Source organism: Microthrixaceae bacterium, assembly GCA_023957975.1.
Taxonomy (GTDB): domain Bacteria; phylum Actinomycetota; class Acidimicrobiia; order Acidimicrobiales; family Microtrichaceae; genus JAMLGM01.
Genome location: JAMLGM010000004.1, coordinates 1 through 26397, shown reverse-complemented (window position 1 = coordinate 26397; position 26397 = coordinate 1). Strand labels below are relative to the sequence as shown.

General features: G+C 66.9%; 25 protein-coding genes and 2 rRNA genes. 4 read left to right on the top strand and 23 right to left on the bottom strand.

All coding sequences use genetic code 11. The annotated features are described in order from the left end of the window. Window positions 1-21: 21 nt before the first annotated feature. Genes M9952_07040 through M9952_07030 form a run of 3 tightly spaced genes read right to left on the bottom strand, consistent with a single transcriptional unit; the run spans window position 22 to window position 2306 of the window. Window positions 22-732 (bottom strand): rRNA pseudouridine synthase, encoded by a 711-nt coding sequence (locus tag M9952_07040; GenBank protein MCO5312677.1) that lies wholly within the window; start codon window positions 730-732, stop codon window positions 22-24. Further along, window positions 729-1523 (bottom strand): SMC-Scp complex subunit ScpB, encoded by a 795-nt coding sequence (scpB, locus tag M9952_07035; protein ID MCO5312676.1) that lies wholly within the window; start codon window positions 1521-1523, stop codon window positions 729-731. The genes M9952_07040 and scpB overlap by 4 nt, the downstream gene beginning before the upstream one ends. Before the next feature lie 3 nt (window positions 1524-1526). Further along, the gene (locus M9952_07030; protein ID MCO5312675.1) at window positions 1527-2306 is read right to left on the bottom strand and encodes a segregation/condensation protein A; all 780 of its coding nucleotides are present in this window, start codon (window positions 2304-2306) and stop codon (window positions 1527-1529) included. Between the two features lie 66 nt (window positions 2307-2372). On the opposite strand from M9952_07030, the gene trpS reads away from it, so the two are divergent. Further along, the gene (gene trpS, locus M9952_07025) at window positions 2373-3353 is read left to right on the top strand and encodes a tryptophan--tRNA ligase (protein MCO5312674.1); all 981 of its coding nucleotides are present in this window, start codon (window positions 2373-2375) and stop codon (window positions 3351-3353) included. 11 nt (window positions 3354-3364) lie between these two features. Then, window positions 3365-3811, top strand: a complete 447-nt coding sequence (locus tag M9952_07020; protein MCO5312673.1) for a hypothetical protein — start codon at window positions 3365-3367, stop codon at window positions 3809-3811. 26 nt (window positions 3812-3837) lie between these two features. On the opposite strand, the gene trmB is transcribed toward M9952_07020, so the two are convergent. Continuing rightward, entirely contained in the window at window positions 3838-4656 is an 819-nt protein-coding gene (trmB, locus tag M9952_07015; protein ID MCO5312672.1) for a tRNA (guanosine(46)-N7)-methyltransferase TrmB, read from the bottom strand. 17 nt (window positions 4657-4673) lie between these two features. Here trmB and M9952_07010 point away from each other — a divergent pair, with 17 nt between their 5' ends. Both M9952_07010 and M9952_07005 read left to right on the top strand, forming a co-directional pair. Then, window positions 4674-5369 (top strand): RNA polymerase sigma factor, encoded by a 696-nt coding sequence (locus M9952_07010; protein MCO5312671.1) that lies wholly within the window; start codon window positions 4674-4676, stop codon window positions 5367-5369. Continuing rightward, window positions 5362-6120, top strand: a complete 759-nt coding sequence (locus tag M9952_07005) for a hypothetical protein (GenBank protein ID MCO5312670.1) — start codon at window positions 5362-5364, stop codon at window positions 6118-6120. The genes M9952_07010 and M9952_07005 overlap by 8 nt, the downstream gene beginning before the upstream one ends. Here the strand turns inward: M9952_07005 and M9952_07000 are convergent. From M9952_07000 to M9952_06910, 19 genes are all read right to left on the bottom strand, one after another. Further along, on the bottom strand, window positions 6117-7565 hold the full coding sequence (locus tag M9952_07000; protein ID MCO5312669.1) for an acyltransferase: 1449 nt from the start codon (window positions 7563-7565) through the stop codon (window positions 6117-6119). The two genes, M9952_07005 and M9952_07000, sit on opposite strands and share 4 nt — an antisense overlap. Window positions 7566-7606: 41 nt before the next feature. Further along, a complete protein-coding gene (locus M9952_06995) occupies window positions 7607-8140 on the bottom strand; it encodes a hypothetical protein (GenBank protein ID MCO5312668.1) in 534 nt (177 codons plus the stop codon). Next, window positions 8140-9057 carry a site-specific tyrosine recombinase XerD gene (locus tag M9952_06990; GenBank protein ID MCO5312667.1) on the bottom strand — a complete coding sequence of 306 codons (918 nt, stop codon included), beginning with the start codon at window positions 9055-9057 and terminating at the stop codon, window positions 8140-8142. The genes M9952_06995 and M9952_06990 overlap by 1 nt, the downstream gene beginning before the upstream one ends. 10 nt (window positions 9058-9067) lie before the next feature. Continuing rightward, window positions 9068-9634 (bottom strand): NUDIX hydrolase, encoded by a 567-nt coding sequence (locus M9952_06985; protein ID MCO5312666.1) that lies wholly within the window; start codon window positions 9632-9634, stop codon window positions 9068-9070. Between the two features lie 2 nt (window positions 9635-9636). After that, window positions 9637-11265 (bottom strand): CTP synthase, encoded by a 1629-nt coding sequence (locus M9952_06980; protein MCO5312665.1) that lies wholly within the window; start codon window positions 11263-11265, stop codon window positions 9637-9639. A 26-nt stretch (window positions 11266-11291) separates the two neighbouring features. Continuing rightward, window positions 11292-12116 (bottom strand): hypothetical protein, encoded by an 825-nt coding sequence (locus M9952_06975; protein ID MCO5312664.1) that lies wholly within the window; start codon window positions 12114-12116, stop codon window positions 11292-11294. Continuing rightward, a complete protein-coding gene (locus M9952_06970) occupies window positions 12116-14530 on the bottom strand; it encodes a hypothetical protein (protein MCO5312663.1) in 2415 nt (804 codons plus the stop codon). The genes M9952_06975 and M9952_06970 overlap by 1 nt, the downstream gene beginning before the upstream one ends. Continuing rightward, a complete protein-coding gene (locus M9952_06965) occupies window positions 14527-15594 on the bottom strand; it encodes a glycosyltransferase family 4 protein (GenBank protein MCO5312662.1) in 1068 nt (355 codons plus the stop codon). Before M9952_06965 ends, M9952_06970 begins: the two co-directional genes overlap by 4 nt. Before the next feature lie 19 nt (window positions 15595-15613). Further along, window positions 15614-17197 carry a hypothetical protein gene (locus M9952_06960; GenBank protein MCO5312661.1) on the bottom strand — a complete coding sequence of 528 codons (1584 nt, stop codon included), beginning with the start codon at window positions 17195-17197 and terminating at the stop codon, window positions 15614-15616. Further along, window positions 17194-18333, bottom strand: coding sequence for a copper transporter (locus M9952_06955; protein ID MCO5312660.1), 1140 nt, complete (start codon window positions 18331-18333; stop codon window positions 17194-17196). The genes M9952_06960 and M9952_06955 overlap by 4 nt, the downstream gene beginning before the upstream one ends. A gap of 8 nt (window positions 18334-18341) precedes the next feature. Continuing rightward, on the bottom strand, window positions 18342-19466 hold the full coding sequence (gene steA / locus M9952_06950) for a putative cytokinetic ring protein SteA (GenBank protein MCO5312659.1): 1125 nt from the start codon (window positions 19464-19466) through the stop codon (window positions 18342-18344). Continuing rightward, the gene (gene recN, locus M9952_06945) at window positions 19463-21091 is read right to left on the bottom strand and encodes a DNA repair protein RecN (GenBank protein ID MCO5312658.1); all 1629 of its coding nucleotides are present in this window, start codon (window positions 21089-21091) and stop codon (window positions 19463-19465) included. The genes steA and recN overlap by 4 nt, the downstream gene beginning before the upstream one ends. A gap of 115 nt (window positions 21092-21206) precedes the next feature. Next, on the bottom strand, window positions 21207-22070 hold the full coding sequence (locus M9952_06940; protein ID MCO5312657.1) for an NAD(+)/NADH kinase: 864 nt from the start codon (window positions 22068-22070) through the stop codon (window positions 21207-21209). Then, a complete protein-coding gene (locus M9952_06935) occupies window positions 22067-22897 on the bottom strand; it encodes a TlyA family RNA methyltransferase (protein ID MCO5312656.1) in 831 nt (276 codons plus the stop codon). Before M9952_06935 ends, M9952_06940 begins: the two co-directional genes overlap by 4 nt. After that, window positions 22890-23690: an HAD-IIA family hydrolase gene (locus M9952_06930; protein MCO5312655.1), complete on the bottom strand. Its 801-nt coding sequence runs from the start codon at window positions 23688-23690 to the stop codon at window positions 22890-22892. The genes M9952_06935 and M9952_06930 overlap by 8 nt, the downstream gene beginning before the upstream one ends. Window positions 23691-23704: 14 nt before the next feature. Continuing rightward, window positions 23705-24757: a class I fructose-bisphosphate aldolase gene (locus M9952_06925; GenBank protein MCO5312654.1), complete on the bottom strand. Its 1053-nt coding sequence runs from the start codon at window positions 24755-24757 to the stop codon at window positions 23705-23707. A gap of 51 nt (window positions 24758-24808) precedes the next feature. Beyond that, window positions 24809-25750, bottom strand: a complete 942-nt coding sequence (locus tag M9952_06920) for a tetratricopeptide repeat protein (protein ID MCO5312653.1) — start codon at window positions 25748-25750, stop codon at window positions 24809-24811. Between the two features lie 177 nt (window positions 25751-25927). Beyond that, a 5S ribosomal RNA gene (gene rrf, locus M9952_06915) occupies window positions 25928-26044 on the bottom strand. A gap of 47 nt (window positions 26045-26091) precedes the next feature. Beyond that, window positions 26092-26397: ribosomal RNA gene (locus tag M9952_06910) — 23S ribosomal RNA — on the bottom strand; the annotation flags it as partial.

The window sequence follows — 26397 nt, the reverse complement described above, 5'->3', positions numbered from 1 at the left end:
TCCGGGAGCGGCCCACCAGCACTAGTCGTCGGGATCGCGCACGGCCCGTTCGAGGGCCCGCACCTCGTCCTGGGTGAGTTCGCGCCACTGCCCAGCCTTGAGGGTCGTGTCGGTGAGCGGGCCGATCCGGGTTCGAACGAGGCGCACCACCGGATGTCCGACCGCCTCGCACATGCGTCGAACCTGACGGTTACGCCCCTCATGGATCGTGAGCTTCAACAGGTTCTCGGCCGGCTGGGACACCGATGCGGGAGCGGTGGGCCCGTCGTCGAGTTCGACCCCCTCGCGCAGGGCCCGCAACGCCGAGCGTTTCGGCACCCCTTCGACCTCGGCGAGATACTCCTTGTCCACGCCGAAGCTCGGGTGGGTCAGGCGGTGGGTGAGATCTCCGTCGTTGGTCAACAGCAACAACCCCGAGGTCTCGAAATCGAGGCGACCCACGGGAAAGACGCGGGGCTCCTGCGGAACCAGGTCGACCACCGTCGGCCGCCCCTGGGGATCCGAAGCCGTCGTCACCACGCCGGTCGGCTTGTTGAGCAGGTAATAGACCATTCCCGGCCGAACGCCGATCTGCACGCCATCGAACTCGACGACGTCAACGTCCGGATCGACCTTGTCTCCGAGCTCGGCGATCGCACCGTTGACCGACACGCGACCGTCCTCGATGTATTCCTCGCACACCCGTCGGCTCCCGATACCCGCCTGGGCGAGCACCTTCTGGAGTCGGATCATCCCTCGGCCTCGTCGTCTTTCAAGATGTCGAGCGCATCGAGTTCGAGCGGCTCGAGCGGCGCCGCAGGTTCGAGCAGTTCGTCACCCGGAACCTCCTCACCCGGAACCTCCTCGCCCGGAGCGTCCTCGCCCGGAGCGTCCTCGCCCGGAACCTCCTCGCCCGGAGCGTCCTCGATCGGGGCGTCGTACCACTTCGGCGCGTTGGGGTCGGGAGCCGGCGAGGGTGCCTCGTCGGCCGGAACCCGAAGACCCTGTTCGAGCGCCTCGACCACATCCGCGTTCGGAACGAACTCGCCCAGCGGCGCCAACTCGTCGAGCGAATTCACGCCGAGCCTCTCGAGGAACAATGAGGTCGTGCCGAACAGCACGGCCTGGCCGGGGCCGGGGTCGCGGGCGAGTTCGGCGATGTAGCCGCGCTGTTGCAGGGTGCGCATCACCCCATCCACGCTCACCCCGCGAATCGCCGCCACCTGGGCACGGCTGATCGGCTGCTTGTAGGCGACGATCGCCAGCGTTTCGAGCGCGGCGGCCGACAAACGTGCGGATTGCCCCGTCAGCACGAACCGCTCGACGTAGGGGGCGAGCTCGGCACGGCTCTGAAACCGCCAGCCTCCCGCGATCTTGACCAGTTCAAAGCCTCGCTGTTCGCGGTCGTACTCGGCCGCGAGCTCGGAGCACAGGTCGTCGATCTGTTGGGGTGAGGTCTCGATCAGTTGGGCGAGGAGCCGCGGGTCGGCAGGTTCGTCCGCGACCATCACGATGGCCTCGATCGCTCGGCGATGTTCGATCACGGGTTACCCCTCGTAGGCGTCGACGAGCTCCAGCGTCGCGTCGATGTCGTCGTCGCGGCCAGTCCACACGATGGTGATGTCGCCGAAGCTGGTGACCTGTTCGACGTCGACGTATCCCTGCTTGAACAACTCGAGCACCGCCAGGAACCGAACGACGATCTCGAGCTTGTCGACGAACGCCGCGGTCAGGTTGCGGAACGTGATGCGGCCGATGCGAGGCAACTCGTCGACCAACTCGGCGACCGCCTCGACGACCGACGCGCGTATCGGCGCCACGTGGAACAGATCGATGCGCGGCTCGGGCTTGGGGGCGGTGGCCCGCAGGAACGCGGCACGCAACTTCTCGGGGGTGACCCCGGCAAGGGCGTCGGGGGTCAATTCGGTGTAGCGCTCGTCCGGGCCACAACGCCGCCCGAAGTTCTGCGACGCGTGGTCGTGCATCGTGGCCAACACGACCGCGGCGTCTTTGAAGGTCTTGCACTCGAGGAGCCGCGCCAACAGCAGATCGCGTTCCTCCCACAGGGCCAACTCGTCGTCGAGGTCGCCGTCGTCGAGGCCGGGCAACAGCCGCCGGGCCTTCATGTCGACCAGCGTCGCGGCGATGAGCAGGAACTCGGTGGTCACCTCAAGGTCGAGGGTCTCCATCGAGGCCATGTACTCGAGGTAGGCGTCGACGATTCGGGTGAGGTTGATGTCGTACAGGTCGACCTGGTCGCGAAGGATCAGGTGCAACAGCAGGTCGAAGGGGCCTTCGAACACTTCGGTCTGCACAGCGATCGCCATGACCGAAACGCTACAACGGATACTCCGCAAATCACAATGGCGTGATTTCGATAGCCTGAGGCGCCTATGGCACGCGTGTTTTCAGGCATTCAACCGACCGGCGACATCCACCTTGGCAACTACCTCGGCGCCGTCGTCAACTGGGTGCGCGACCAGCACGTCGACGATTCGGTGTTCTGCATCGTCGACATGCACGCGATCACCATCCCGAAGGACCCCGACGAGCTGCGCACCAAGACCCGCGAGCTCGGCGCGATGCTCGTCGCCTGCGGGCTCGACCCCGAGGTCTGCACCCTGTTCGTGCAGAGCCACGTCCCCCAGCACGCCCAACTCGGCTGGATCATGGAGTGCACCGTCAGTTTCGGCGAGCTCAGCCGCATGACCCAATTCAAGGACAAGTCCGAGGGCAAGGAGTTCGTCTCGGCCGGGCTGTTCACCTACCCGGCGCTGCAGGCGGCCGACATCTTGTTGTACGACACCGAAAAGGTGCCGGTGGGTGCCGATCAGAAGCAGCACATCGAGCTGTGCCGCGATGCGGCCATGCGCTTCAACAACCGCTACGGCGACACCTTCACAGTGCCCGTGCATTCCACCCCCGCCGCCGGCGCCCGGGTGATGGACCTGCAGAATCCCGACAAGAAGATGTCGAAGTCCGCGGAGTCACCCCAGGGAACTGTTGCGCTGATGGACGACGCCAAAACGATCGAAAAGAAGTTCAAGCGTGCGGTGACCGACTCCGACGGCGAGGTCCGATACGACCTCGACGCCAAGCCCGGGGTCAGCAACCTGCTCGGGATTCTGGCGGCCGTCACCCAGTCCGAACCCGAGGCACTAGCCGGCGAATTCGAACAGTACGGTCCGCTGAAAGCTGCGTGCGCTGAGGCTGTGATCGAACACGTCGTGCCAATTCAGCAGCGGTACGCCGAGCTCGTCGCCGACCCTGCAGAGCTGACCCGTATCCTCGACATCGGCGGCGAGAAGGCGCGCGCGGTTGCCGCGGGCGTGTTTGCTCGCGCCGAGCAGGCGATCGGCCTCGGCAACCACTGAGGGAGCTGGCGGTGCAGCGGCGGACGAGTCCGGCCCGACCGGACAACGCCCGGCGAATCGACCCCGGTGCGAGCTTCATCGTTCGCTCGTTTATACCGGTACTCGTTGGGCTCATGGGGTTCGCATTCATCGGAATCCCGCTGATCTTCATCCTCGGTTTAGGCCCCGCTGGGGTGTTCGCTGTCTTCCCACCCACCGTTGCACTGCAAGAGTGGTTGCACTGGCGTTTCTTCCGGATCGGACCGGAGATCGATGGTTGCCGGGCTATCCCCTCCACGCTCAAACACGTTGTCGGCTGGGACCAGATCACTGACGCTGCGATCGAGGGGGGCTTTTTCCGCAACACCCTTCGCTTCTCCCTCCCCGCCATTGGAGGCCAGCTCAGCTGCCCAATCGGGTCGCTCATCATCTACGACCCGCGGCTGAGCTTTCCCTCGCGTATTCGCCTGATGCTGTAGCGCCGCGCCCGCGATGCGATGAGGCTTCAGCTGTCAGCGATGCGCGTCGCGTACAGGTCGAAGACGCTGTGTCCCTTTTCGAGCCCCATCTGCTCAAAGCGAGTCATCGGCCGGAGTCGCGGACGTGCAACGAAGCCTGAGCCGTCAGACGATTCATTCTCGAGGAGTGGCTCCCCCGCAATCGCACTCCGCATCGCATGTGCGTAATGCTCCCAATCGGTCGCCAGGTGAAGACGGCCGCCAATGCGCAGGCGGCTGGCGACCAACGACACAAACTCGGCGTTCACGAGGCGGCGCCGGTGGTGATCCGCCTTGGGCCACGGGTCGGGAAAGTACACCCGCACCTCACTCAACGACCCAGGTTCGATCTGGCGGGTCAGGATTTCCGCAGCGTCGCCGTGAGCGACTCGAACGTTGGTGAGCCCATAGTCGGCAACTCCCTTGAGCAGCGCTGCAATCCCGGGCCGATGCACGTCGACGGCAATCAGGTCGACCTCGGGTTGGGCACGGGCCATGGCAATCGTCGCCTCGCCCATCCCAAAGCCGATCTCCATCGCGACCTCGCCCGAGCGACCAAACAACTCGCCTAGATCGACAACACCGTCGTCGGCTTCCGTGGCGACCGGGGCTCGTGTGTTCCACTCCCCTCCGGTGATCTTCTCCTCGCGATACGACGAGATCGGGGCGACCGGCGCTGCCGCTGCGACCACCGGAAATCCCCAACGATCGAGCGTGTTAAACGCCGCTTGCTGGGCGGGGGTCAGCGGTCGACCACGCAAGCGATAGGACCGCAGCGGCTTGGCCCACGCGCGTGAACCGCTGGCCATAGAGGGGTATTCAGACATCACCGCAAGGTTCGCATATGACCGAGGGACCAACGAAACCACCGATCCCTGAGCGGTACCGTGAACCGGTGGCGGGCCTCGAGACAACAACAGTTGTGAGCAACGTCGACCCCGACCACAGCGATGGTTTCATCATCTCCGCGTCGCTGCCAGATCCACCGCTGTTCGGCGTCATTTTCGACCGCCACTTCGACACGATCCATCGCTATCTTGCCCGCCGCGTCGGCGTTCCCGACGCGGATGACCTCGCTGGCGATGTGTTTCGCGTCGCGTTCGAGCGCCGTCACCGGTTCGACCTTGCAGTACCCAACGCCCGGCCGTGGCTCTATGGAATCGCCACAAACCTGCTGGTGAATCATCGCCGCGCCGAACACCGCCACCTCCAACGGCTCGAACGCATTCGAGGGATCGAACTGCGAGATCTCACGGCTGGCGAGTTCACCGCGGACATCGACGATCGCCTCGATCGCCAAGCCCGTCTGGGCTCGGTGCGAGACGCACTCGGCGGACTGGCCGACGGGGACCGCGACGCACTCGTGCTGTTCGCGGTCGAAGAGCTCACCTACGCCGAGGTCGCCGTGGCGCTCGACATCCCGATCGGCACGGTGCGATCGCGCATCAACCGGGCCCGACGAATCACCCGCGAACTCATCACGAGCTGCGAACAACAACTGGACAACCTCAACGCTTCGGAGGAACCGAGCCATGGATGAAATCGATGAACTCGACGCATTTCGCGCCGTCTATGCAACGCCCGAGCCGCCGAGCGACGAGGTCCGTATCCAGCAACGAAAGCGACTCGCCATGATGACAGGACCCGACAACACCCTCACCTCCAGCCCCGCTCCGCTCGCCACCCGAACACGGACTCGCCGCCGTGTGATCGCCGTGGTCGCACCGCTTGCAGTAGCGGCCATGGCAGCGGGCACCTGGGCCGCAACCCGCACACCAGCCACCGAAGTGATCTCGGTTTCCTGCATCGACGGAACAGCAACGGAGCCATCGTCGGTGGCCGTCATCGGAAATGATGGGAGCGACCCGGTACAACGGTGCGCCGAGGTGTTCCAGATCCCAGCGGAGGATCTGCAGCCCTGCGTCGATCTCAACGGGGCGGTCCAGGTCATCAAGGCTGCCGAACCCGAAGCCTGTCAGGCTGCGGGGCTCGCTCCGTGGGACACACGGTCGATCGACACCGAGGCAGTCGGCGCTGTTCGGACCGCCAGCATCAGCTTCCATGACCGCTACAACGCCACCGGCAACGGGTGCGCGACCGTCGACGATTGGATGTCGGCGCTCGAACCGCTCACGTCGACCGATCCGGCCTGGACGGTCGCGGTCAACCAGGTCGAGTCAAATCGCACGTGCTACGACGCTGGCTCGATCAACCCTGTGAGCCGGACGATCGAACTCATCGGCGTTCCGGGCGAGTACTCGATCGGTTGTGACCCGCGGACGGGCTGTTAGGAACCGGCTGGCGAGCTGGGACGGCGACCCGGGACTCCAGCCCCGGCCTCCGTCCCAGTCCCGCTCGCCCGCACGGCGAGCACACCGACTGCCAACACGATCACGGCCAACCCCGGCGACAGCGGAACTCCGGCGAAGCGCACCACCCGCCCGAAGGGAAACCCTTCGAGCCCCGTGGCCGAGAACGCCAGCAGCGAGACAGCGATACAGATCACTCCGACGACGCCGACCCAGACCGGTCGGCGTCGTCGCGCCGGCGTCTCCAGCCATGGAATGCTCAGGTGCTCGAGCGGTGCGGTCACCGACACCAACAACACAACGGCCACCAAACACACCACGGTATGTACCAATGTCGCCGGCCAGAACCACCCTGTACCCACCTCAGGCCGGTCGAGGCCGAGTTGATGCTGCGACACCGTGACGATGATGAGCGCGCTGAGGTGCCACAGGTACAGCGACATGGCGACCGCCCCCACCGCGCACACCGTGTGCCACACCCGAGGTCGTCGACACCAGCGCTGCAGCGGGTTCCACCCCGCTGAAACCACACAGATCAGCACCACCGAGTGGAGGGCGAGAGCGAGGGTGGGCGGCGCCATGTTGGACACCTTCTCCCCCGGCATGCCGACCATCGACATCGGGTACGGCCCCAACGTCACGACCGCGATCTCGACGGCGAGCGCGGCCGCCGCCCAGCCGAGCAACAGTCGTGGCCGATCGATCCGGTCCCGCGCCACGAGTCCCAACGTGGCGGCCATCACCCAGACGAGCACGAAGTTGATGAGCCCAACCGCGTCGTGGGTGTTGAACCGCACCAGATCCACCACCGCCACCGCGCCCAGCATCGCCACGACGGGCAGCGGCCCGCGTCGGGCCCAACGCACTTCGTTCGGGGTGAAGGCCACGACCACGATGTAGACGCCGAGAAACCACAGGAGCTGGGTCGACAGCCGCGCGAGCGGGTCGGCATCGGGGCCGACGGCGACCCTCAGCACGATCACCAGCGGAATCCACACCGCGAGGAACCACACCACGGGGCGCATGAGCCGGGCGGTGCGGCCCCACATCCAAGCCGCCCAATCCGGTTTCGAGCCCTCCTGTTTCGAGCCCTCCTGTTTCGAGCCCTCCTGCGTCGAACCCTGCCGGGCCTTCGCACCTGCGGCGTTCCACGATGCACGGTTGGCGATCGCACCGGCGGCGAAGAAGACCGGCATGACCTGCAGAACCCAGGTGAGCACCTGCAGCTCGGGGATCTCCGCCAACAGGTTGCCGATCACCGGCGTCGATCCCTTCCACGTGACCACCGCCATCAGCGTGTGCCCGATCACGACCACGGCGAGGCTGCCCCCACGCAACAGATCGACGACCCGATCGCGACTCGGCGGCGTCTTGGCCGCCGCCTCGCCGGCCAACGCCCAGATGTTGAGAGCTGCTGGCCGAGTCATCGGTGCGACCTTATGCGGCGCCGCTGGCCCGAGCGGCACCCTCACTCGTCCGCTGCGGCCAGCACCCTGCCGAAGGCGATCGGCACGCTCCACTGCTCCTCGTCGAGGTGATGCTCCCGCGACCAGGCCACGACCACCTCCTCGGAACCGGCGAGGCGCAACAGGTCGACCCCGATCTCGGTGTAGCGAAGGTACAGCCCGATGCGTCGCGTCATGCCCGAACGCTGCTGCCAGATCTCGGCCATGTCTCGGGCCACGACCTCACAGCCCGCAGCGACCACACGGCCATAGGTGCCGAGCCCCGCCTCGATCTTGCCGACGTCGTGCAACAGCGCAGCGACCAGCGCCGTCGCCACCGGCACCCCGGTCTCGCCGGCCACCGGCGGATACGACGTCTCGACCCGGCGGGCGACACGAATCGCGTGACGCTGATCGGGGTTCGACATCCGATGAAACAGCGTCTGTTCGCGCTCGTTGAGCAGCGACAGCGCCCAGTCGACATCCTCAGGCGGTGGAGGCCCCGGCTTGAGCGATTCGAAGAACCGCGGCACGCGGTGGCGAAGGTCGACTCCCATCAACTCACCGATCCGGCCCGGGGGTGGGCCTGTTCATAGACGCGCCACATCCGGTCGGTCATCACCTTGGTGTAGCGCTGGGTGGTCGAGATCGACGCATGGCCGAGCAGTTCCTGCACCGCTCTGATATCGGCGCCGTGGTCGAGCATGTGAGTGGCACACGAGTGGCGCAGGACGTGTGGCGACACCGACAGCCCAACCGATCGGGCGTGCCTGTCGAGGATCAGCCACCCGCCCTGGCGGGTCAGTCGGCCGCCCCGCTGGTTGAGAAACACGGCATCCGCGTCGTCACGCGAGCGCGGTCGTCGCGGCACCATCGCCGCCCGACCGTCGTCGAGGTACCGTGCCAGGGCGTGCTGGGCCACCCGGCCGATGGGCACGATGCGTTCCTTCGCCCCTTTGCCGAACACCCGCATGAGCTTGGCCTCGAGGTCGACGTCGGTGAGGTTCAGTCCCACCGCCTCGGAGATCCGCAGCCCCGACCCGTACAGCACTTCCAGCAACGCGATGTCTCGCAGGTTCTCCGATGCGGTGGCCGCTCCCAGCAGACGCTCGATGTCGGTTTCGCTCAGCGCCTTGGGGATGGGGTCTCGTTGGCGGGGCGACTCGAGGCGCAACGTGGGGTCGACCTCCGAGAGTCCCTCCGAGGCCATCCAGCGGTGCAGGGCACGAACCACCGACACCTTGCGTGCCACCGAACTCGCCGCCAACCCATCGCGCAGTTCCACGACCCAGCTCAACACGTCGTCGTGGCCGACGGTGGACACGTTCAGGCCGCGGGACCCCAGCCAGTCGACATACCCGCCGAGGTCTCGACGATATGCGGCGAGGGTGTTGGCCGAACGTCCGCGTTCCACCGTGAGCCACAGCAGAAACGACTCCGCCGCTGCGGGCAGGCCCTCGTCGCCGGCGCCCATCGGCCGACGCTCAGCGCAGGAGGCGGTGGTAGGCCATCGTCAGGCCCGCCACCGACTTGGCGTCGGTGATCGCACCGCTCGAGATGAGATCGAAGACGTCCGCGAGCGCGACGTGTTCGATCGTCATCGCCTCCTCCTCGGGGCCGTCCACGCTGCGTTCGGTCGGGGTCAGGTCGGTGGCCAGGTAGATGTGGTTCACCTCGTCGCAGAACCCGGGGGAATGGGTGAGTTCGAGCAACTTGACGAGCGAACCCGCCTCGTAGCCGACCTCCTCGCTCAGCTCTCGCCGGGCGGTCACCTCGGGGGCCTCGCCGTCGACGTCGCGTTTGCCGGCGGGGATCTCCAAGATGTTGTGTTCGAGCGCCGAGCGGAACTGCCGAACCAGCACGACGGTGTTGTCCTCCAACACGGGAACCACCGACACCGCCCCGGGGTGACGAACCACGTCGCGGTCCATCTGCACCCCGCCCGGGCCCTCAAAACGCACGTTGTAGACGCCGATCACGAACCCCTGATGGATGAGCTCCTCGGAGACCTTGTGGAACTGCACCTCGTCGCCGGCGCTGGCGTCGGCCACCGTCACGACACCTCCAGGATCGTCGGGTTGCGCCCCTCGGCCCGGGCCCGGGCCGCGACCACGAATTCCCGAAACAGCGGCGCCGGGTGGGTGGGCCGACTCTTGAGTTCCGGGTGCGCCTGGGTGCCGATCCAGAACGGGTGATTCGCCAGCTCGATGAACTCGACCAGACGACCGTCGGGCGAGGTGCCCGAGATGACGAAGTCGGTGCCCTCGAAGCGCTCGCGGAACCGGTTGTTGAACTCGTAGCGGTGTCGGTGCCGCTCGCTCACCTCGGTCGAGCCGTAGATCTCGGCGACGCGGGTGCCGGGACCGAGCACGGCCGGATAGGCGCCGAGGCGCATCGTGCCACCCTTGTTTTCGACGTCGACCTGGTCGTCCATGATGTCGATCACCGGATACGGGGTGTCGGGGTCGAGTTCGGCCGAGTTCGCACCGTCCATGCCCAACGCGTCGCGGGCGTACTCGATCGTCATCACCTGCAGTCCCAGGCACAGGCCGAGGGTCGGGATGTCGTGTTCGCGGGTGTAGCGCGCGGCCGCGATCTTGCCCTCGACGCCGCGTTCGCCGAACCCGCCGGGGATCACGATGCCGTCGAGATTGCCCATCTCACCGCTGGCGACGAGGTCTTCGGCCTCCTCGGCCGAGATCCACTCGATGCGGATATCGGACCCGTTGAAGGCGCCGGCGTGATAGAGCGACTCGACCACCGACAAATACGCGTCGGGCAGGGCGACGTATTTGCCGACGATGCCGATTCGCACCGGGAAATCCGCGGTCTTCACACGCCGCACGACCTCGTCCCATTCGGTCATGTCCGGTTCGGGCACGTCGAGTCCGAGCAACTTGACTACCTCGGTATCGAGGCCCTCGGCGTGCAGTACGCCGGGCAGATCATAGAGGCTCTCGGCATCGGCGGCGTTGATGACCGCTTCGACCGGGACGTCGCTGAGCGAACTGATCTTGCGCTTCACGCCGTCGCCCACCGGTGCCTCGGAACGCAACACGATGATCTGAGGCTGAATGCCGCGGCTTCGCAGCTCGGTCACCGAGTGCTGGGTCGGCTTGGTCTTTTGCTCCCCCGACGGTCCGATGAAGGGCACCAGGGTCAGGTGGATGTAGCAGCAGTTCTCGCGCCCCACGTCGAGGCGGAACTGTCGGATCGCCTCGATGAACGGCAGGATCTCGATATCGCCGACGGTTCCGCCGACCTCGGTGATCGCCACGTCGATGTCGGGACTCGCCATCGCGGCGATACGGGACTTGATCTCGTCGGTGATGTGAGGAATCACCTGCACGGTCTTGCCCAGATAGTCGCCGCGACGCTCCGCCGCGATGACCGCGGTGTAGATCGACCCCGTCGTCGCGTTGGAGTTGGCGGTCAGGTTCTCGTCGATGAAGCGCTCGTAGTGACCGAGGTCGAGGTCGGTTTCACCCCCGTCCTCGGTGACGTACACCTCTCCGTGTTCGAAGGGATTCATCGTCCCCGGGTCGACGTTGATGTAGGGGTCGAGCTTCTGCATCGTCACCCGGAGGCCACGTGCCTTGAGCAACCGCCCGAGCGAGGACGCGGTGAGGCCCTTGCCAAGTGAACTCGCGACGCCACCCGTCACGAAGATGTGCTTGGTCACACGTAACTCCTTTGGTCCTCACAAACCTAGCGCGGCCGACGGCGTGCCCCGAGCAGGTCCAGGGCGCGCAGCGGCGGGGTCGACGCGATGATCTTCGAAAACGACACGAATTCCGAGGCGATGTTGAACGCGACGAGCACCGCGAGGGTGATCCATCGGGCCGAGGTCGACGGGAAGGCCGCGACGATTTGGACTCCGATCACCGCGCCGATCACGTTCGACCCGGCATCGCCCATCATGTACTGCTCGTTGAGGTCGCCCCACAGCAGGCCGGCGGCCGCACCGATCACGAGCGCCACCGACGCCGGCGGCAGGGTCCACCCGGCGAGGGCGATCAGGCCGAACGCGAGCAGCGACACCTTGGTCGTGCGGCCGGGCGCACGGTCGAACAGGTTGGCGAGGTTCGCCGCGAGGCAGACGATCGCCGCCACCAGCAGGTCGCCGGTCACGGCCAGGGCCACCACCGGGCCACCCAGCATCTTGAGCCCCCCGGTGGTCAGGCGGCCGGCCGCCAGTGCTCGGAGGTGACCGCGGAACCCCCCGCTCTCGCCCGCTCCGCCGACGTCGTCGAGCAGGCCGAGCACCCCGAATCCGAGCACGAGGGCGAGCGCTGCGCCGTCGATCAGGTCCCAGTTCAACCACGAACTCAACCCGACGACCAAGGCGTAGGGGACCACGATGAGCACCCCGACGGCGGTCGGCAACTGGTGGCCCCGGTAGTTCGTCCGCAGAAACGTCTGCTGAACAAATGCGTCCTGCATGGCCGCCCACAAGGCCATGGCGACGATGAACCCGGCGCACGCACACACCACGACGTCCGACAGCGAGGTCGACCAGTCGAGTCCGTTCATCACTGCTCCCCTGCCGTGTCGTGGTCGGAGGATGGCTCCTCGGCGGCGGCCACCCGTGCCACCCGTGCCGCCGATTCCGCTGAGACCGTTTCGATCATCGCTGGCTCCCGAACATCGCTGAATTCCAGTTCCGTCACCAGATAGATCGTGTAGGCCGACACGATGGCCAACATGATTGCCGGCAGCGACACCCCCGAGTCGTTCAGTGCCGCCGACAGAAACCCGAGGGTGAGCGCGGAGACCCCGAAGGCGCGGTAGTTCGGCGATCGCTCCATCAGGCGCGAGAACGTCCGGTTCGGGCGCCAGGTCAGGTAACAGAAGTAGATGAGCGCGGCCGGGATCACCCAGGCCCACACGCTGGTGAGCACGCGCAGGTTCGCTGCGAGCTTGCGTTGGATGATCTGCCCCGCCTCGCCATTGAAGAGATCCGAGGCGAACCGGCCCAGATGGGTCCGCGATTCCGGTGGGCGGCCGAGGTCCAACCCGGCGAACAGGGCGAGCACGGCGATCGTGCCGAGGCCGATCATCGCCACGAGGCGGGCGCGGATCTTCACCCGTCGAATCATCAACAACAGCACTGCGGTCGCCGGCACGATCGCCAACACGCCGCCGACATCGGAGCCCATCGAGGGATGGCCGTCGAGTACGAGGGTGACCAGCATCCACACCCCGATGGCCGCACTCGTGGCGACGGTCGCACGCCCTTCGGCATCCGGTCGTCGTCGGTCGGCGAACCCGGCCGCCAACAACAGCGCGCTCACCGCGATCATCGAATAGGCCTGGTTTCCGAACCCGGCGAAACGTCCCGCGACGATCGGCGAGTAGCCGAAGGTCGTGTTGATCTGCAGCCGGCCACCGGTCGCGATGTCGAGCGCCAACACCAGCCACAACAGCCCCACCAGCGCCAGGGCGGGCATGGTGGAATCGACGCGTTTGAGCAGGGCCGCGGCGAACGCGAAGCCGACCGAGCCGACGATGAGCCCCACCCCGATCCCGGTCGCGGTGCGGATCGCGAACAAACCGAGCAGAAAGGTCGTCGGCAGGAAGGCCAACTCCACCAACGTGATGCCGCGCAACAACGGGGCGAGACGAGGCACCCGCGCCAGCGCCAGGGTCGCCAACACGATGGTGATCACCAGCGCCACGACGAACACGACCGAGATCGGCCCGAAGGTGCGGTCACGCAGCACGGCCTCGGCGGAGTCGTCGATCATCGTGTCGATGCGTTCCCCGGGCGTCGTCGACGCGACGACCGCAGAGATGCGGGTGTCGTTCATCTCCGACGGGGCGGGAACGTCGAAATGAGCGAGCACGGTCGGGGCGATGTCGGTCAGGGTCACAAAACGCGCTCGTCTGGTCGTGGCCGATTTGGCCCACCCGGCGTCTATACCCGGACCCGCCATCGCGAACACGGTGAGTTGCAACTCCTCGAACGGAGCCGTCGGCGACACCACGATGACGGTGTCGCGGTCCAGGTCGACATCGGCGAGCATCGCCCCCACGAGGTCGTCGCTACTGCGAAGCGCACGCTCGTATTGGGCGGCCCCCTGTTCGAGGGTCGAGTCGGAGCGGGCGGTCTCGGCCCGTTCGAGGTCGGACAACTCGGCCAGGACCACGTCGTGTTGGGCCCACATCCGTTGGAAGACCCGCAGGTAGACGTCGTGGTCGAGTTCGAGTCCCCAGGCCGCCTCGGCGTTGAACCGCAACAGTTGTCGGCCGACGGCGCCGTCATCGACCTGCCCGTCGCGCCCCATCGCCGCCAGACCGACCTGACGCAGGTAGGAGTCGACCATGGCGATATCGGTGTTGCCCAGCACGCTCATGGTGCGGCCGGACTCGTTGAGCGCGTGGGCCAACGAGCCGGAACTCGCCCCGAAGTGGTAGTTGTCCTCGTTGAAGCGGTCGAGTTGAGGCTTGTCGAGCGACAGGATCGGCTTCGTGGGCGTGACCCCGGTGGTGCGCTGGAACAACTCCGAGGGAATGCGGTCGCCGAAAAGCTCGCCGACCTCGACGGTCGCTCCCCCCGAAATCGACGCGGGCGCGGCCATCCGGTTGCCGGCCCCGATCGTGAGATAGCCATCCGCGGGCCTCGTCACACTCGCCGCAGCCCGCACTGAGGTCGAGGCGAGCGCTGACTGCGAAAACAGCTCCATCAGATGCGGCGGAGCAACCTGTTCGACGCTCTGCCAGGTCAGCCGCGGTGCGCTGATGATCAGGACCCGACCGGGGCCGGACTGGCTGGAATCGGCGTCGAGGGGGTCCTGTTCCACCTGCGCACCCGCCGTCGAGGGCGTCGATGCCAGGACCACGGCGACGAGCACGACGACGAGCGCGAGGTTGCGACGGGAACCGCGATTCAGCCACGACCACCGCGTCGACGACCCGGTCCGGCGAGTCTCCAGGCGCACCTTCACCTCGCTACGACCTCCACGTACACGCCGCGAACCTCGTCGACGAGTCGTTGGGCACCGTAGAGCACCCGACCCCGCTCCAGCGCGGACTTCGCACAATTCTCACGCAGCTCGTCATCGGCAAGGAACCGGTCGATCGCCGCGACCAGCGCGTCCTCGTCTCCCACCTCGACGACCTCGCCGCAGCCGAGAATCATGTCGGGCACCACGCCGACGCGGGTCGACACGATCGCCTTGCCGAGTTGCATCGCCTCGGCGATGACCAGCGGCGCGCCCTCCCAACGCGAGCTCATCACCACCAGATCCGCGGCGTTGAGTTCGTCGACCGCGTGGGGGCTCGCCCCCGGCATCAAAACCCTGTCGAGGCCGAGATCGCTGCGAAGCGCCTCGAGTTCGTCGCGTTGCGGGCCGTCTCCGACGATCAGCAACCACGCCGCCCGATCCTGGAGCCGGGCCCAGGCGCGCAACAGCAGCGGCAGATCCTTTTGGGGGTGCAGCCGCGCCGCGCACACCACCAGCGGGTCGTCATCGCCGAGTCCGAGGCCTTGACGCACCTCGCCACGTTCCCGGCGCGGCACGGGCGCCTCGGAGGCCGGCAGCACGAAGGTTCCGGCTCCGAGGTGCTCGACGATCTCGGGCGACACGGCGATGACCCGGTCGACCTGTTTGACAACCCGCCGTTCGAGCCATCGCTGCAGCGCCGCCGACCGCCCGGCCACCTCGTCGAGCACCACGTTGTGCACCGTCAACACCACCGGCACCCCCGGCCGCGCCAGCACCGCGACCCACGCCGCCTTCAGCCCGTGGGCATGCACGACCTCGGGGTGGGTCTCGGCGATGAGGCGCCGCATGGATCGCACCGCCCTCACGATCCTGCGGGGGTCGAACGAGGTCGGCACCGGCACCTCGCGAACCGCAGCGACACCCACGTCGAGGCCGTCGAGCACCCCCGTCGGAGCGGCGGCCACCACCTCGTCGCCGCCGCTCGCCAACAGCTTCGCCAACAGCGCCACGTGACGGCGGATGCCGCCGGTGGAGGGGCCGAGCACTTCGAGAACACGCATCATCGCCCGCCCAGCGTAGGAGTCACTGCGCCCCGAGCGAGGACAACGCGGTTCGCGGCCCCGACCCGCCCAACAACCGGCGCACCCCCAGGAACACCCCCAGCACCACCGGGGCGCCGACCGCCGACGCGATGAGCGCCTCGGTGCGGGTTTGGGACCCGAGCGTGGCGGTGACCCCGACCCCGATTCCGCCGGCGACGACGCTCGCCACGGCGTTGAGGGCGAGTGAGGAACCGACCTGCACCAGCGCCACCCCATCGCCATGGGCCCGGCGCGCCAGCACCATCCCCAGCACCGCGGCCCCGACGAGGTTGCCGGCCGCATAGGTGCCGGTCAGGCCGGTGATGAGATGCTCGTCGCCAAGGCGCGGCACCACGCCCAACATCACGGTGACGCACAGCGCGGCCACCCCACCGTTGACCAGCGCTGGGGTGCGGGCATCGCCTCGCGCGTAACAAGCCCGCGTGAACAACAACAGCAGGCTCCAGCCGATCAGGCCGGGCGCAAACGCCAGGGTCGCCTCCCCGATCCGCCCGGCCAACGACGCCCCCTGCCCGAACGCCACGATGCGCGCCCCCGGGTAGGCCAACGCCACGACCGCCGCCGAGGACAACAACGTGAGAAACCCGATCGAACGCACCGCGGTCGACAGCGACTCGACATAGCCCGCCCAATCCCCGCTGTCGGCCGCCCGGGACATCTCGGGGAACCGGGTGGTCATCACCGGCACGGCGAACAACGCGTGGGGCAGCGTGAACAACACGAACGCCAGGTTGTAGGCCGTCGTGCCGCCGGTGACACGGTTGGCCACCACGATCACCACGACGAGAATCACCTGGGTGAACCCCAGAAACACGCCGGCCCAGGCCCCCTCGCGAACGAGTCGAAACAGCGCCGGGTTCGACAGGTTGAACCGCGGCCGCAACGAAAAGCCGCTCCTGCGCACCGCCCACGCCGGCAGGATGCAAAAGGCGATCACCGCCGCGGTCGTACCGCCCGCCACGAGCCACACCTCGGCCGCCGTCATGGTCAGCGAGGGTTCCCCGTCGTGGACGAGCGCATACATCAGGTAGGCGACGATGACCACGAGGTTGTTCAGCGTCGGAGCGAACACCGGCAGCGCGAAGTGATTCTTGGCGTTGAGCACCGCGGTGGCGACGACGTTGACGCCATAGAAGACGAGCTGTGGGGCGAAGAACCACAGGAACAAGGCGCCCACCTCGACCGAACGGTCACGAACCGCCGGATCGATATCGCGCAACATCCACCCCATGAGATGCGGCCCCGTCAACGCCGCCAGCAACCCCAGCGCTGCCAGGACGACCCCGAGCACCCCGACGAGCGTTCCCGCGAGATCCTCGGCCTCCTCGGTGGTGTCGGTATGGGGCATCAAACGCACCATCGTCGGCACCAGCACCGCCTGGAGGGCCCCCGCAGCGAACAGTTCGAACAAGATGTTCGGGATGGTGTTCGAACTGTTGTAGACGTTGTCGAGCACCGTGCCGCCGAACACCGCGGCGAACACGACCATGCGTGCAAAGCCGCTCACCCGGGACACGACGGTCAGCACCGTCATGGCCCGCGCCGAGCGGGTCAGATCGGTCATCCGCCGAGATCCGGCAGGACGGCATCGGCGCTCGACGCCATCCCGAACGCGCCGAACTCGAGTGGATCGATTCCCGCGAGTGCGAACACCACCGCCAGCTTGCCCCACGGCTCGTCCACGTTGTCGACGGTGACGACCCGCCCGGACAGCGTCGAATCGCTTCGGATGGGATCGACCACCGCGCCGCGCCGTTCATGGGAGGCATCGCTGAGCTGTTCCATATCGCTGCGCGGCCGCTGCACCTCCCCGACGATCACCCCCGGACGATGGGCGGCGAGCGCTCCGACGAGCGGCATGAGGAACCCGTCGTCGGCCAACTCGGCGCCCTCACCGGACACCACGAGCAGCTGAACGGCGCCGGCCGGCAACTCCGAGGGCATGGACTCGGTGCCGTTCGGAGCCGACCAGTCGACAAACCCGCCGTCGACGAGCGCCCGAAGCAACGCGAGCGGCGCGTCAATCCCCGATTCGGGCGTCGGATCCTGCGTCGTCGCCCCCTCCGGCGGTTGGGCCTGGTCGTCGACCGGCGCGGCAGGGTCGACCGGAGCGGCGGGATCGACCGGTGCCGCAGGGTCGACCGGTGCGGCGGGATCGACCGGTGCCGCAGGGTCCACCGATGCGGCGGTCGTCGTGGTCGTGGCAGGCGTCGGAACGCTCAGCGGAACCGCCAGGGCCTCCACCAGCGCCGCCAACGTCGAATCCGACACGTCCAACGCCGCTGCGAGCCGGGTACGCACCTGGGCCTCGCGAAGGTCGAGGCGTTCGTCGAACCAGGCGGTGCCCAACACGTTCGCACCGGCGTCGGCCAACAATTCCGAGGTGCCGTTCACCGTGTCCTCGTCGATCCCCCGAGCGGCGATCAACAGCAACGGCTCGTCGGCGACCAGACCGGGAACCAACTCGGCCAACGCCTGATCGTCGAGGGCCGCCTGGGCGAGGTCGCGGCGCTTGGTGTTGTCCTCGAGCGCCGCAACCCGGCCGCGCAGTTCCTCGTTGCGGTCATCGAGGCTCTGCTGGCGATCCTCGAGCACCTGAATGGTCGCACGGTCGAGCAGGGTGGAGCCGGTCAAGATGCCGATGGCGAGCGCCAAGAAGACCGCAACGATGCTCACGATGTGGAAACGAAGGTTGATCATGTGGCTCCTCAGCCCGTCAGATCCGACCAGATCGAGTGGATCACGAGTCGCACCGGATCCGATACGACGATGATGATGGCGATGGCGATGAGCGCGCCGACGACCAACAGGAGCAGGTCGCGCTTGCGCACCCCCGAGTGGTAGAGGCGGCTCACCCCCTTGGCGTCGACGAGTGCGGGGCCGACCTTCATCCGGGTCAGGATCGTCGAGGCCATGCCGGAGCGACCCTTGTCGAGAAAGTCGACCATCGAACTGTGGGTCCCGACGGCGACGATCAGCTCGGCGCCCTGGTTGTAGGCCATCAACATCGCGATGTCCTCGCTCGTCCCCGAGGCCTTGAACACCGCGTAGTCGCAGCCGAGTTCGTCGAGACGTTCCGCCCCCGGCGCCCGCCCGTCGGGGAAGGCGTGAACGACGAGCTTCGCGCCGCTGCGCAGCGCCTGCTCGGTCACCGAATCGAAATCCCCCACGATCACATCGGGGGTCATGCCGAGTTCCAACAACGCGTCCGCTCCGCCGTCCACGCCGATGAGCAACGGACGTTGCTCGGCGACATATCCGCTGTTGCGCAGCAGGGTCAGGTCTTCGCGGTAATCGTGACCGCGCACCACCATCAGCACGTGACGGCCCTCAAAGTCGATGCCGACATCGGGGATCTCGAGATCGTCGCTCACCAGGTCCTGGTTGTGATCGAAATACTCGACGGTGTTTTCGATGAAGCGGATGAACTCCTGGCCCAGGTTCTTGCGCGACTCCTCGTGGATCTCGTGAATCGACTCGAGGCTCTGGCGCACCCCATGGCCGATCGTCTCGCCGTCCGCGCTGATACGGCCATCGGGATCGATGGTCACCTCGAGCCCGTCGGACACGGCGTCCATGATCTGCGCGCCGACCCGGTCGACGAGGGCGATCCCCGCCTCCAACACGATGATCGGCCCCTCGTTCGGGTAGCGGCCAGAACTCGACTCGTCCGCGTTGATGACCGCGGCGATCCCCGACTCGACCAGCGTCTCGGCCGCCACCCGATCGAGGTCGCGGTGGTCGATCACCGCGATCTGTCCGGGCAGCAGCCGCTTGACGAGGTCCTTGGTTCGAGCGTCGGCGAAGGCCGCGCCGGTGATCGGCTGGGTCATTGCGCCCCCGAGCCGCGGCCTGCCGAGCTCAGCAGTTCGGCCGCATGGGCGCGGGCGGCGTCGCTGTCGGGGCTGCCCGACAACATGCGGCTCAACTCAATCACGCGCTCGTCGTCGTCGAGGGTGCGAATCGTCGACACGGCGAGATCCTCGCCGCTCTTTTCGACCGAGAACTGAGCATCCGCGTGGGCCGCGACCTGGGGCAGGTGGGTCACCACCAGCACCTGTCGCGACGAAGCGACCCGCGCGAGTGCCCGGCCCACCGCGGTCGCTGCGGTGCCGCCGATCCCGGCGTCGACCTCGTCGAACACCATCGTCGGCGCGCCCGAGCTCAGCACCTGGTGCAGGGCCAGCATCGCCCGGGACAACTCGCCACCCGAAGCGGCCTTGGCGATCGGCGCCGGCGCCATGCCCGGGTTGGTACTCATGGCGAACTCGACGTCGCCGCCCGACTCCGCGGATGACTCGCCCCCGTTCGATACGCGAATCTCGACCCTCGCATTGGGCAGGGCGACCTCGCCGAGATGATCCTGCACTGCCGCTGCCAGCTTCGGCGCAGCCGCCACCCGAGCCGAATACACCCGCTCCCGTTCGGTGGCCTCGACCGCCTGGGCGGCGCGGAGTTCGGCCTCGAGCTTGGCGGCGCGGGCCTCGTGGCCGGTCAATTCGTCGAGACGCTCGGCGAGTTCGCGATGCATCTCCATCACCTCGGCGAGCGAATCGCCGTACTTGCGGCGCAACTCGACGAGCAGTTGACGGCGAGACCGGATCTCGTCGAGACGCTCCGGGTCGGGTTCGATCGACTCGGTGAGCGACCGCAGCTCATCCACGGCGTCGGACAGCTCCGCACTCAGCCCCTGAAGCCGAACCCCGATCGCGGCGAACGGCGACCGCGAGGCAAGGGCCGCCACCGCCTCGCCGATGCGGTCTGCCGCCGACGCCAACGGCGCCGCCGAGGATTCGTCGCCGTGGAGCGCAGCGATCGCCTCGCTTCCCGCTCCGACGTGGGCGACGGCATCGGCGAGTCGATCCTCCTCCTCGCTGAGGGCCTCGTCCTCGTTCGGGTCCTCGATGGCGGCGCGGTCCAACTCCTCGAGCTGGTAACGCAACAGGTCGATCTCGCGGGCCCGGGCGCGATCGTCGCCGCCGAGGGCGTCGAGCCGGTCGGCCAGGTCGCGGCACTGTCTCCGGGCGGCGTGCCACGGTTCGAGGTCGATGCCGGCGAAGCGGTCGAGCGCCTCGCGCTGGCTACGAGCCGACTGAAGCTGCTGGTGGCTGTGCTGCCCACAGATCTCCACGAGCTGCGCCCCCAGTTCGGCGAGCGCCGCCGCCGAGACCATCTCCCCGTCCGCGTAGCAGCGTGAACGACCCTCGGCGAGCACGACCCTTTTGAGGATCCGCTCCTGACCTTCGGCGTCGACGAAACGGCCTTCGATCACGCTGCGCTCGGCCCCCGGACGCACACGGGACGGATCGGCCTTGGCTCCGAGCAGCAATCCGAGAGCCTCGATCACCATCGTCTTGCCCGCCCCGGTCTCACCGGTCAACGCGCTCATCCCCGCCCCGAAATCGAGACGAAGGTCGGCGATCACGCCCAGATCACGCACGGCAAGCTCGATCAACATGGCGTCGGCGAGCCTAGTGCCGCGGCCATCTCCCCTCACCTCACCGACACAGACCCTGCCGGCACAGTGCCGGTCCAGTGCTGGCCACAGCGCTGGGCGGCAGTTCGGCGGAGGTTCAGCGATCCGGGAGTCCGAACTTGGTCTTCAGCACGTGGTGGTGATGCCGGTTCGGGCTCGGGAACCGCACCAGGCGCGCCGGCGTGTCCGCTGCGGTGCACAGAATCGAGTCTCCCGGGTCGAGGTGCATCTCCGAATGGCCGTCCACCGACAGGTGCGCCGGACGACTGCCACTCACCGTCATACGCACCATCGACGTCGGCGCCAGCACCAGCGGCCGGTCGAACAACATATGGGGCGCCACCGGCACGAGCACCTGCGCGCTCATCCGCGGATCCATGATCGGACCGCGGGCACTGAACGCATATGCGGTCGACCCGGTCGGCGTCGCCAAGATGATGGCATCGGCGACATAGGGGGTGAACGGGGCACCGTCGAGGGCGACATCGACGCGGATCGTGTGACCGAGTTCGGCCCGCTCGACCAACACTTCGTTCAACGCCGGCGAAATCACCTCCTGGGTTCCGTTGGCCCGCCGGGCCACCCCGCCGATCCGCATCCGGTCCTCGATCGTGTAGGCCCCGGCCAGGAACCGCTTGATCGCTCCGTGTGCGTGTTCGGGTTCGACGGCGGTCAGATAGCCGAGTTGGCCAACGTTGATGCCGAGCACCGCGATGTCGTCGGCCGTGGCGAGGGTCACGGCGTCGAGCATCGTGCCGTCCCCGCCGATGCCCACGATCAGGTCGAGGCCCGCGGCGAACTCCGATTCCTCGAAGGCCAACGTCGGGTACCCCGCCCGTGCCGCGTCGCGCTCCAGCAGCCGGACCTCGTGGCCCCGTTCGATCAGCCACCGGGTCAGATCGGCACCGAGGCTTCGAGCGAGGTCGCGGTCGCCGTGCAACAAGAATCCGAATGCGCTCATGTCCGGGTACCTCGCGGCGGGCTCTCTCCGACGATACGGGCTTCGCCGACGATACGGGCTCCGCCGAGGTCGGCGTCGGGCAATTCCGAAGCGCTGCGCCGGAACCACACCAGGAATTCGGTGTTGCCCTGGGCGCCGTGTATCGGCGATTCGATCGAACCCAAACGGGTCGCGCCGAGCGCCTCGAAGGCCTCGCTCACCTCGGCCACGGTGCGGGCGTGGATCTCGGGATCGGTGATGATCCCCTTGCCCTTCGACACCTCGGAGCGGCCGGCTTCGAACTGCGGCTTCACGAGCACCACCAGGTCGGCACCCGGCGCCACGACGCTCAACAGCGGCCGAGCCACGCTGCGCAACGAGATGAACGACAGATCCGCCACCAACAGGTCGACGAGTCCGAACTGCTGTGGGGTCAGATCCTTGACGTGGAAGCGCTCATGACTCTCGACGCGCTCGTGGGACCGCAGCCGTTCGTGGAGTTGGTTGTAGCCGACGTCGACGGCGATCACCCTGGCTGCACCACGTTGCAGGCAACAATCGGTGAAACCTCCGGTCGAGGCGCCGGCGTCGAGCACCGTCATCCCGGCTGGGTCGATCCCGAACGCATCGAGTGCCGCGGCGAGCTTGTCTCCCCCGCGGCTGACGTAGCGCTTCTTCGGGCCGACCAGTTCGATCGCGTCACCCGGGTCGACCTGCCGGGCCGCCTTGTCGGCGATCGATCCGTTCACCGTCACCGCGCGCTTTTCGATGAGGCGCTGTGCTTCGGAGCGGCTGTCGACGATCTTGCGGCGGACCAGCTCCGCGTCGAGGCGGCGACGGCTAGCCACCGAAGCGCTCCGACCCGTGCAGGTAACCCTCGACGAGGTCGGCGAGGTTCGGGGCCTGCCAGGCCTCGTCGCTGTGTGTGTGATTGCCCGACAACACCATGGCGAAGGGCCAGCCCAGCCGTGCCGCCATCGCACCGTCGGTTCGCGGTGAATCCCCGACGAAGACGCCAGCCGACGGTGCTTCGGGGGCCATGGAGCCGCCAGAGCCGGTGGAATCGGTGAACCTGGCCCGGATCAGCGCCGCCATCGGCTCATGGGGTTTGCCCGCGACCGTCGGAGCCTGGCTCGTCGCCGCAACGATCGAGGCGAGGATCGCCCCGCCGCCGGGGGCCGGCCCATCCGCGGCGGGATAGATCGGGTCGTCGTTGGTGGCCAGCAGCGTCGCGCCGCCGAGCACCGCCCGGGTGGCACCCAACATGGCGTCGTAGTCGAAGCTGCGGTGGAACCCCACGATCACCCGCTCGGCAGCGCGGGGATCGTCGACGAGTTCCCCTCCCGCGTCCTCGACCGCCTCGCGCGCCCCCTCGCCGGCGCACAACAACACGCGTTCACCCGCTTCGATCAGCGTTCCCGCCGCGGTCGCCGAGCTGACGGTCCGCGACGCGATGGTCTCCACAACGCCGAAGCGGATCAGCTTCTCGATGTAGAAGCCGATCCGCTGCGACGAGTTGTTCGTACAGAACGCCACCGTGTGCCCGGCGGCGTCGAGTGCTGCGACCGCGTCGGCGGACCCGGGGATCGACGTGTCGCCACGCCACATCACCCCGTCGAGGTCGAGGACCCAGGTGGTCACCGCCAGCGGCCGGATCAGGCGACGGTGATCGAACCGTCGAGGTACACGTCCTGGATCGCGTTGAGCAGGGCGACACCTTCGGCGCGTGGCTTCTGGAAGGCCTTACGGCCCGAGATCAGACCGGTTCCCCCGGCGCGCTTGTTGATGACCGCCGTGCGCACCGCATCGGCGAGGTCGGACTCGCCCTTCGACTCGCCGCCCGAGTTGATGAGGCCGATACGCCCCATGTACCCGTTCGCCACCTGCCAACGGCACAGGTCGATCGGGTTGTCGGTGGTGAGTTCTTCGTAGACCAGCTTGTGGGTCTTGGCGAAACCGATGGCGTTGAATCCGCCGTTCTTGGTCGGCAGCTTCTGCTTGACGATATCGGCGTTGATCGTGGCACCGATGTGGTTCGCCTGGGCGGTGGTGTCGGCAGCGTCGTGATAATCGACCCCATCGACCTTGAAACCGTCGTTGCGCAGGTAGCACCACAACACGGTGAACATGCCGAGTTGGTGGGCCTCTTCGAACATCTCGGAGATCTCACGGATCTGACGGCGCGACTCCTCGGAACCGAAGTAGATCGTGGCGCCGATGCCGGCGGCACCGAGGTCGAAGGCCTGCTGCACCGAACCGAAGGGCACCTGATCGAAGCTGTTCGGGTAGGTGAGCAATTCGTTGTGGTTCACCTTCACGATGAACGGGATTCGGTGCGCATATTTGCGGCTCATCAGACCGAGGGCGCCAAAGGTGGTCGCCACGGCGTTGCAGCCGCCGTCGATCGCCAATTCGACGATGTTCTCGGGGTCGAAATACTCGGGATTCGGGGCGAAGGATGCCGCAGCGGTGTGCTCGATGCCCTGATCGACCGGAAGGATCGACACATACCCGGTGTTGGCGAGACGGCCGTGGCCATACAGTGCCTGGAGGTTCCGAAGGACCTGGGGCGAGCGGTCGCTCTGGGCGAAGATGCGATCCACGAAGTCGGGGCCGGGCAGGTGAAGTCGGTCCTTCGTGATGGTCTTCGACTCGTGCGACAGCAGCGTCTCGGCCTCGTTGCCGAGCAGGCTCTGGATATCCACCATCTTCTCCTTATGGTTGGCGAACGTCGTTCCAGCGTACCGAACAATCCGCGATTACATCGATTCCGCACGTTGCGCGGCGTCGGAGAATCCGGGGTCCATCGTGGCCACCCAGCCCATCAGCGTTCGAGCCCGGATCACGTCGCCGGATCGCTCATACAGATCCGCGAGCGCATAGGCCTGGCTCAGGTGTGCGGGCTTTGGACGTCGAGGCGCCTTCCAACCGTCCTCCAGCAGATCGACAGCCGCCTTGAGCTTCCCCCGATCCGCAAGGGCGCCGGCGGCGACGATGCGCCCCTCGACGATCAACTCCTTCGACGGAGAAACCTCGCGCAGCTCTTCCCAGAGCTCGTCGACCTCGTGCCAACGCTTCAGCGCCCGATAGCTGTCCATCAGAACCGGGTGCTGCTCGCAGTTGTAACCGGGCATCGCCCGCAGCGCCTCGAGTTGGCGAACCGCCTCGTTCCAATTCCCGAGGCAGTACTGGGTCAGGCCGTACAACTCGCGGACGGTCGGCGACCCGGGGAGCTCCTCGGCAATCGGGCGCAACAACCGGCGTGCGTCGATGTATCGCTCGGCGGCGAAATGCGAAGCCGCCTCGCCGACGCGATTGGCCAACGTCTTGGCGCGGGCTTTCGAATTGGCGAGCGCCTCGAACTCCCGACGATCGATCTCCGGCTCGAGCCCGCCGGCACCGCCGGCGCCACTCGGCGACAGTTCGGTGGCGAAGGGGGCGTCGCCACGACGGGCCCGCTCCCGGTTCCGGTCCTCGCTGTTGCGGCGTTGACGCTCGCCCGAAGCCGGCTCGTCGTCACGGATCCACTGCTTTGGCTCCCGCGCCGGCGGCGGCGGAATGCGCTTGCGGGCCTTGGGGTTCGGGCGCCGAGGTGTGCCGTCCGAGCGCACTCCAGACGCTTTCGCGCCGGAGCCGCGGTTCTGACCGCTCGAGGGCGAACGCGATGGTTCCCGCGATGATTTCGGAGCATCGGATGGCATTGGAGCGAGTGTAGTTGAACGCGGACGTACGACCGGCGGGACCACAAAAGGGGTTGACCCACACCGCCATAGATCTCGGTTGGACGATCTCGGTTGATGGCGGTTAAATGCGGAAAAAACGAGCGAAAACGGGTTGGAGGAACCAGCAACTGGTTCCTCCAACCCGTTTCATACGAAATCCGGCGGCGTCCTACTCTCCCAGGGACTCCCGTCCCAAGTACCATCGGCGCTGAAAGGCTTAACTACCGTGTTCGGGATGGGAACGGGTGTGACCCTCTCGCTAAAACCACCGAAACCAAGATCTTTGAAAAGTTGATAGCAAGTACGAACAACCATGTAGAACAACTAAAGCCCTCGGCCGATTAGTACCGGTCAGCTCAACACGTTACCGTGCGTACACTTCCGGCCTATCAACGTGATCGTCTATCACAGGCCTTACCCAGTTAACCTGGTGAGTGACCTCATCTTGAAAGGAGCTTCCCACTTAGATGCTTTCAGCGGTTATCTCTTCCGTAGGTAGCCAACCAGCCATGCCCCTGGCGGAACAACTGGCACACTAGAGCTACGTCCATCCCGGTCCTCTCGTACTAGGGATAGCTTTTCTCAAGTCACTTACGGCTGTAGAGGATAGGGACCGAACTGTCTCG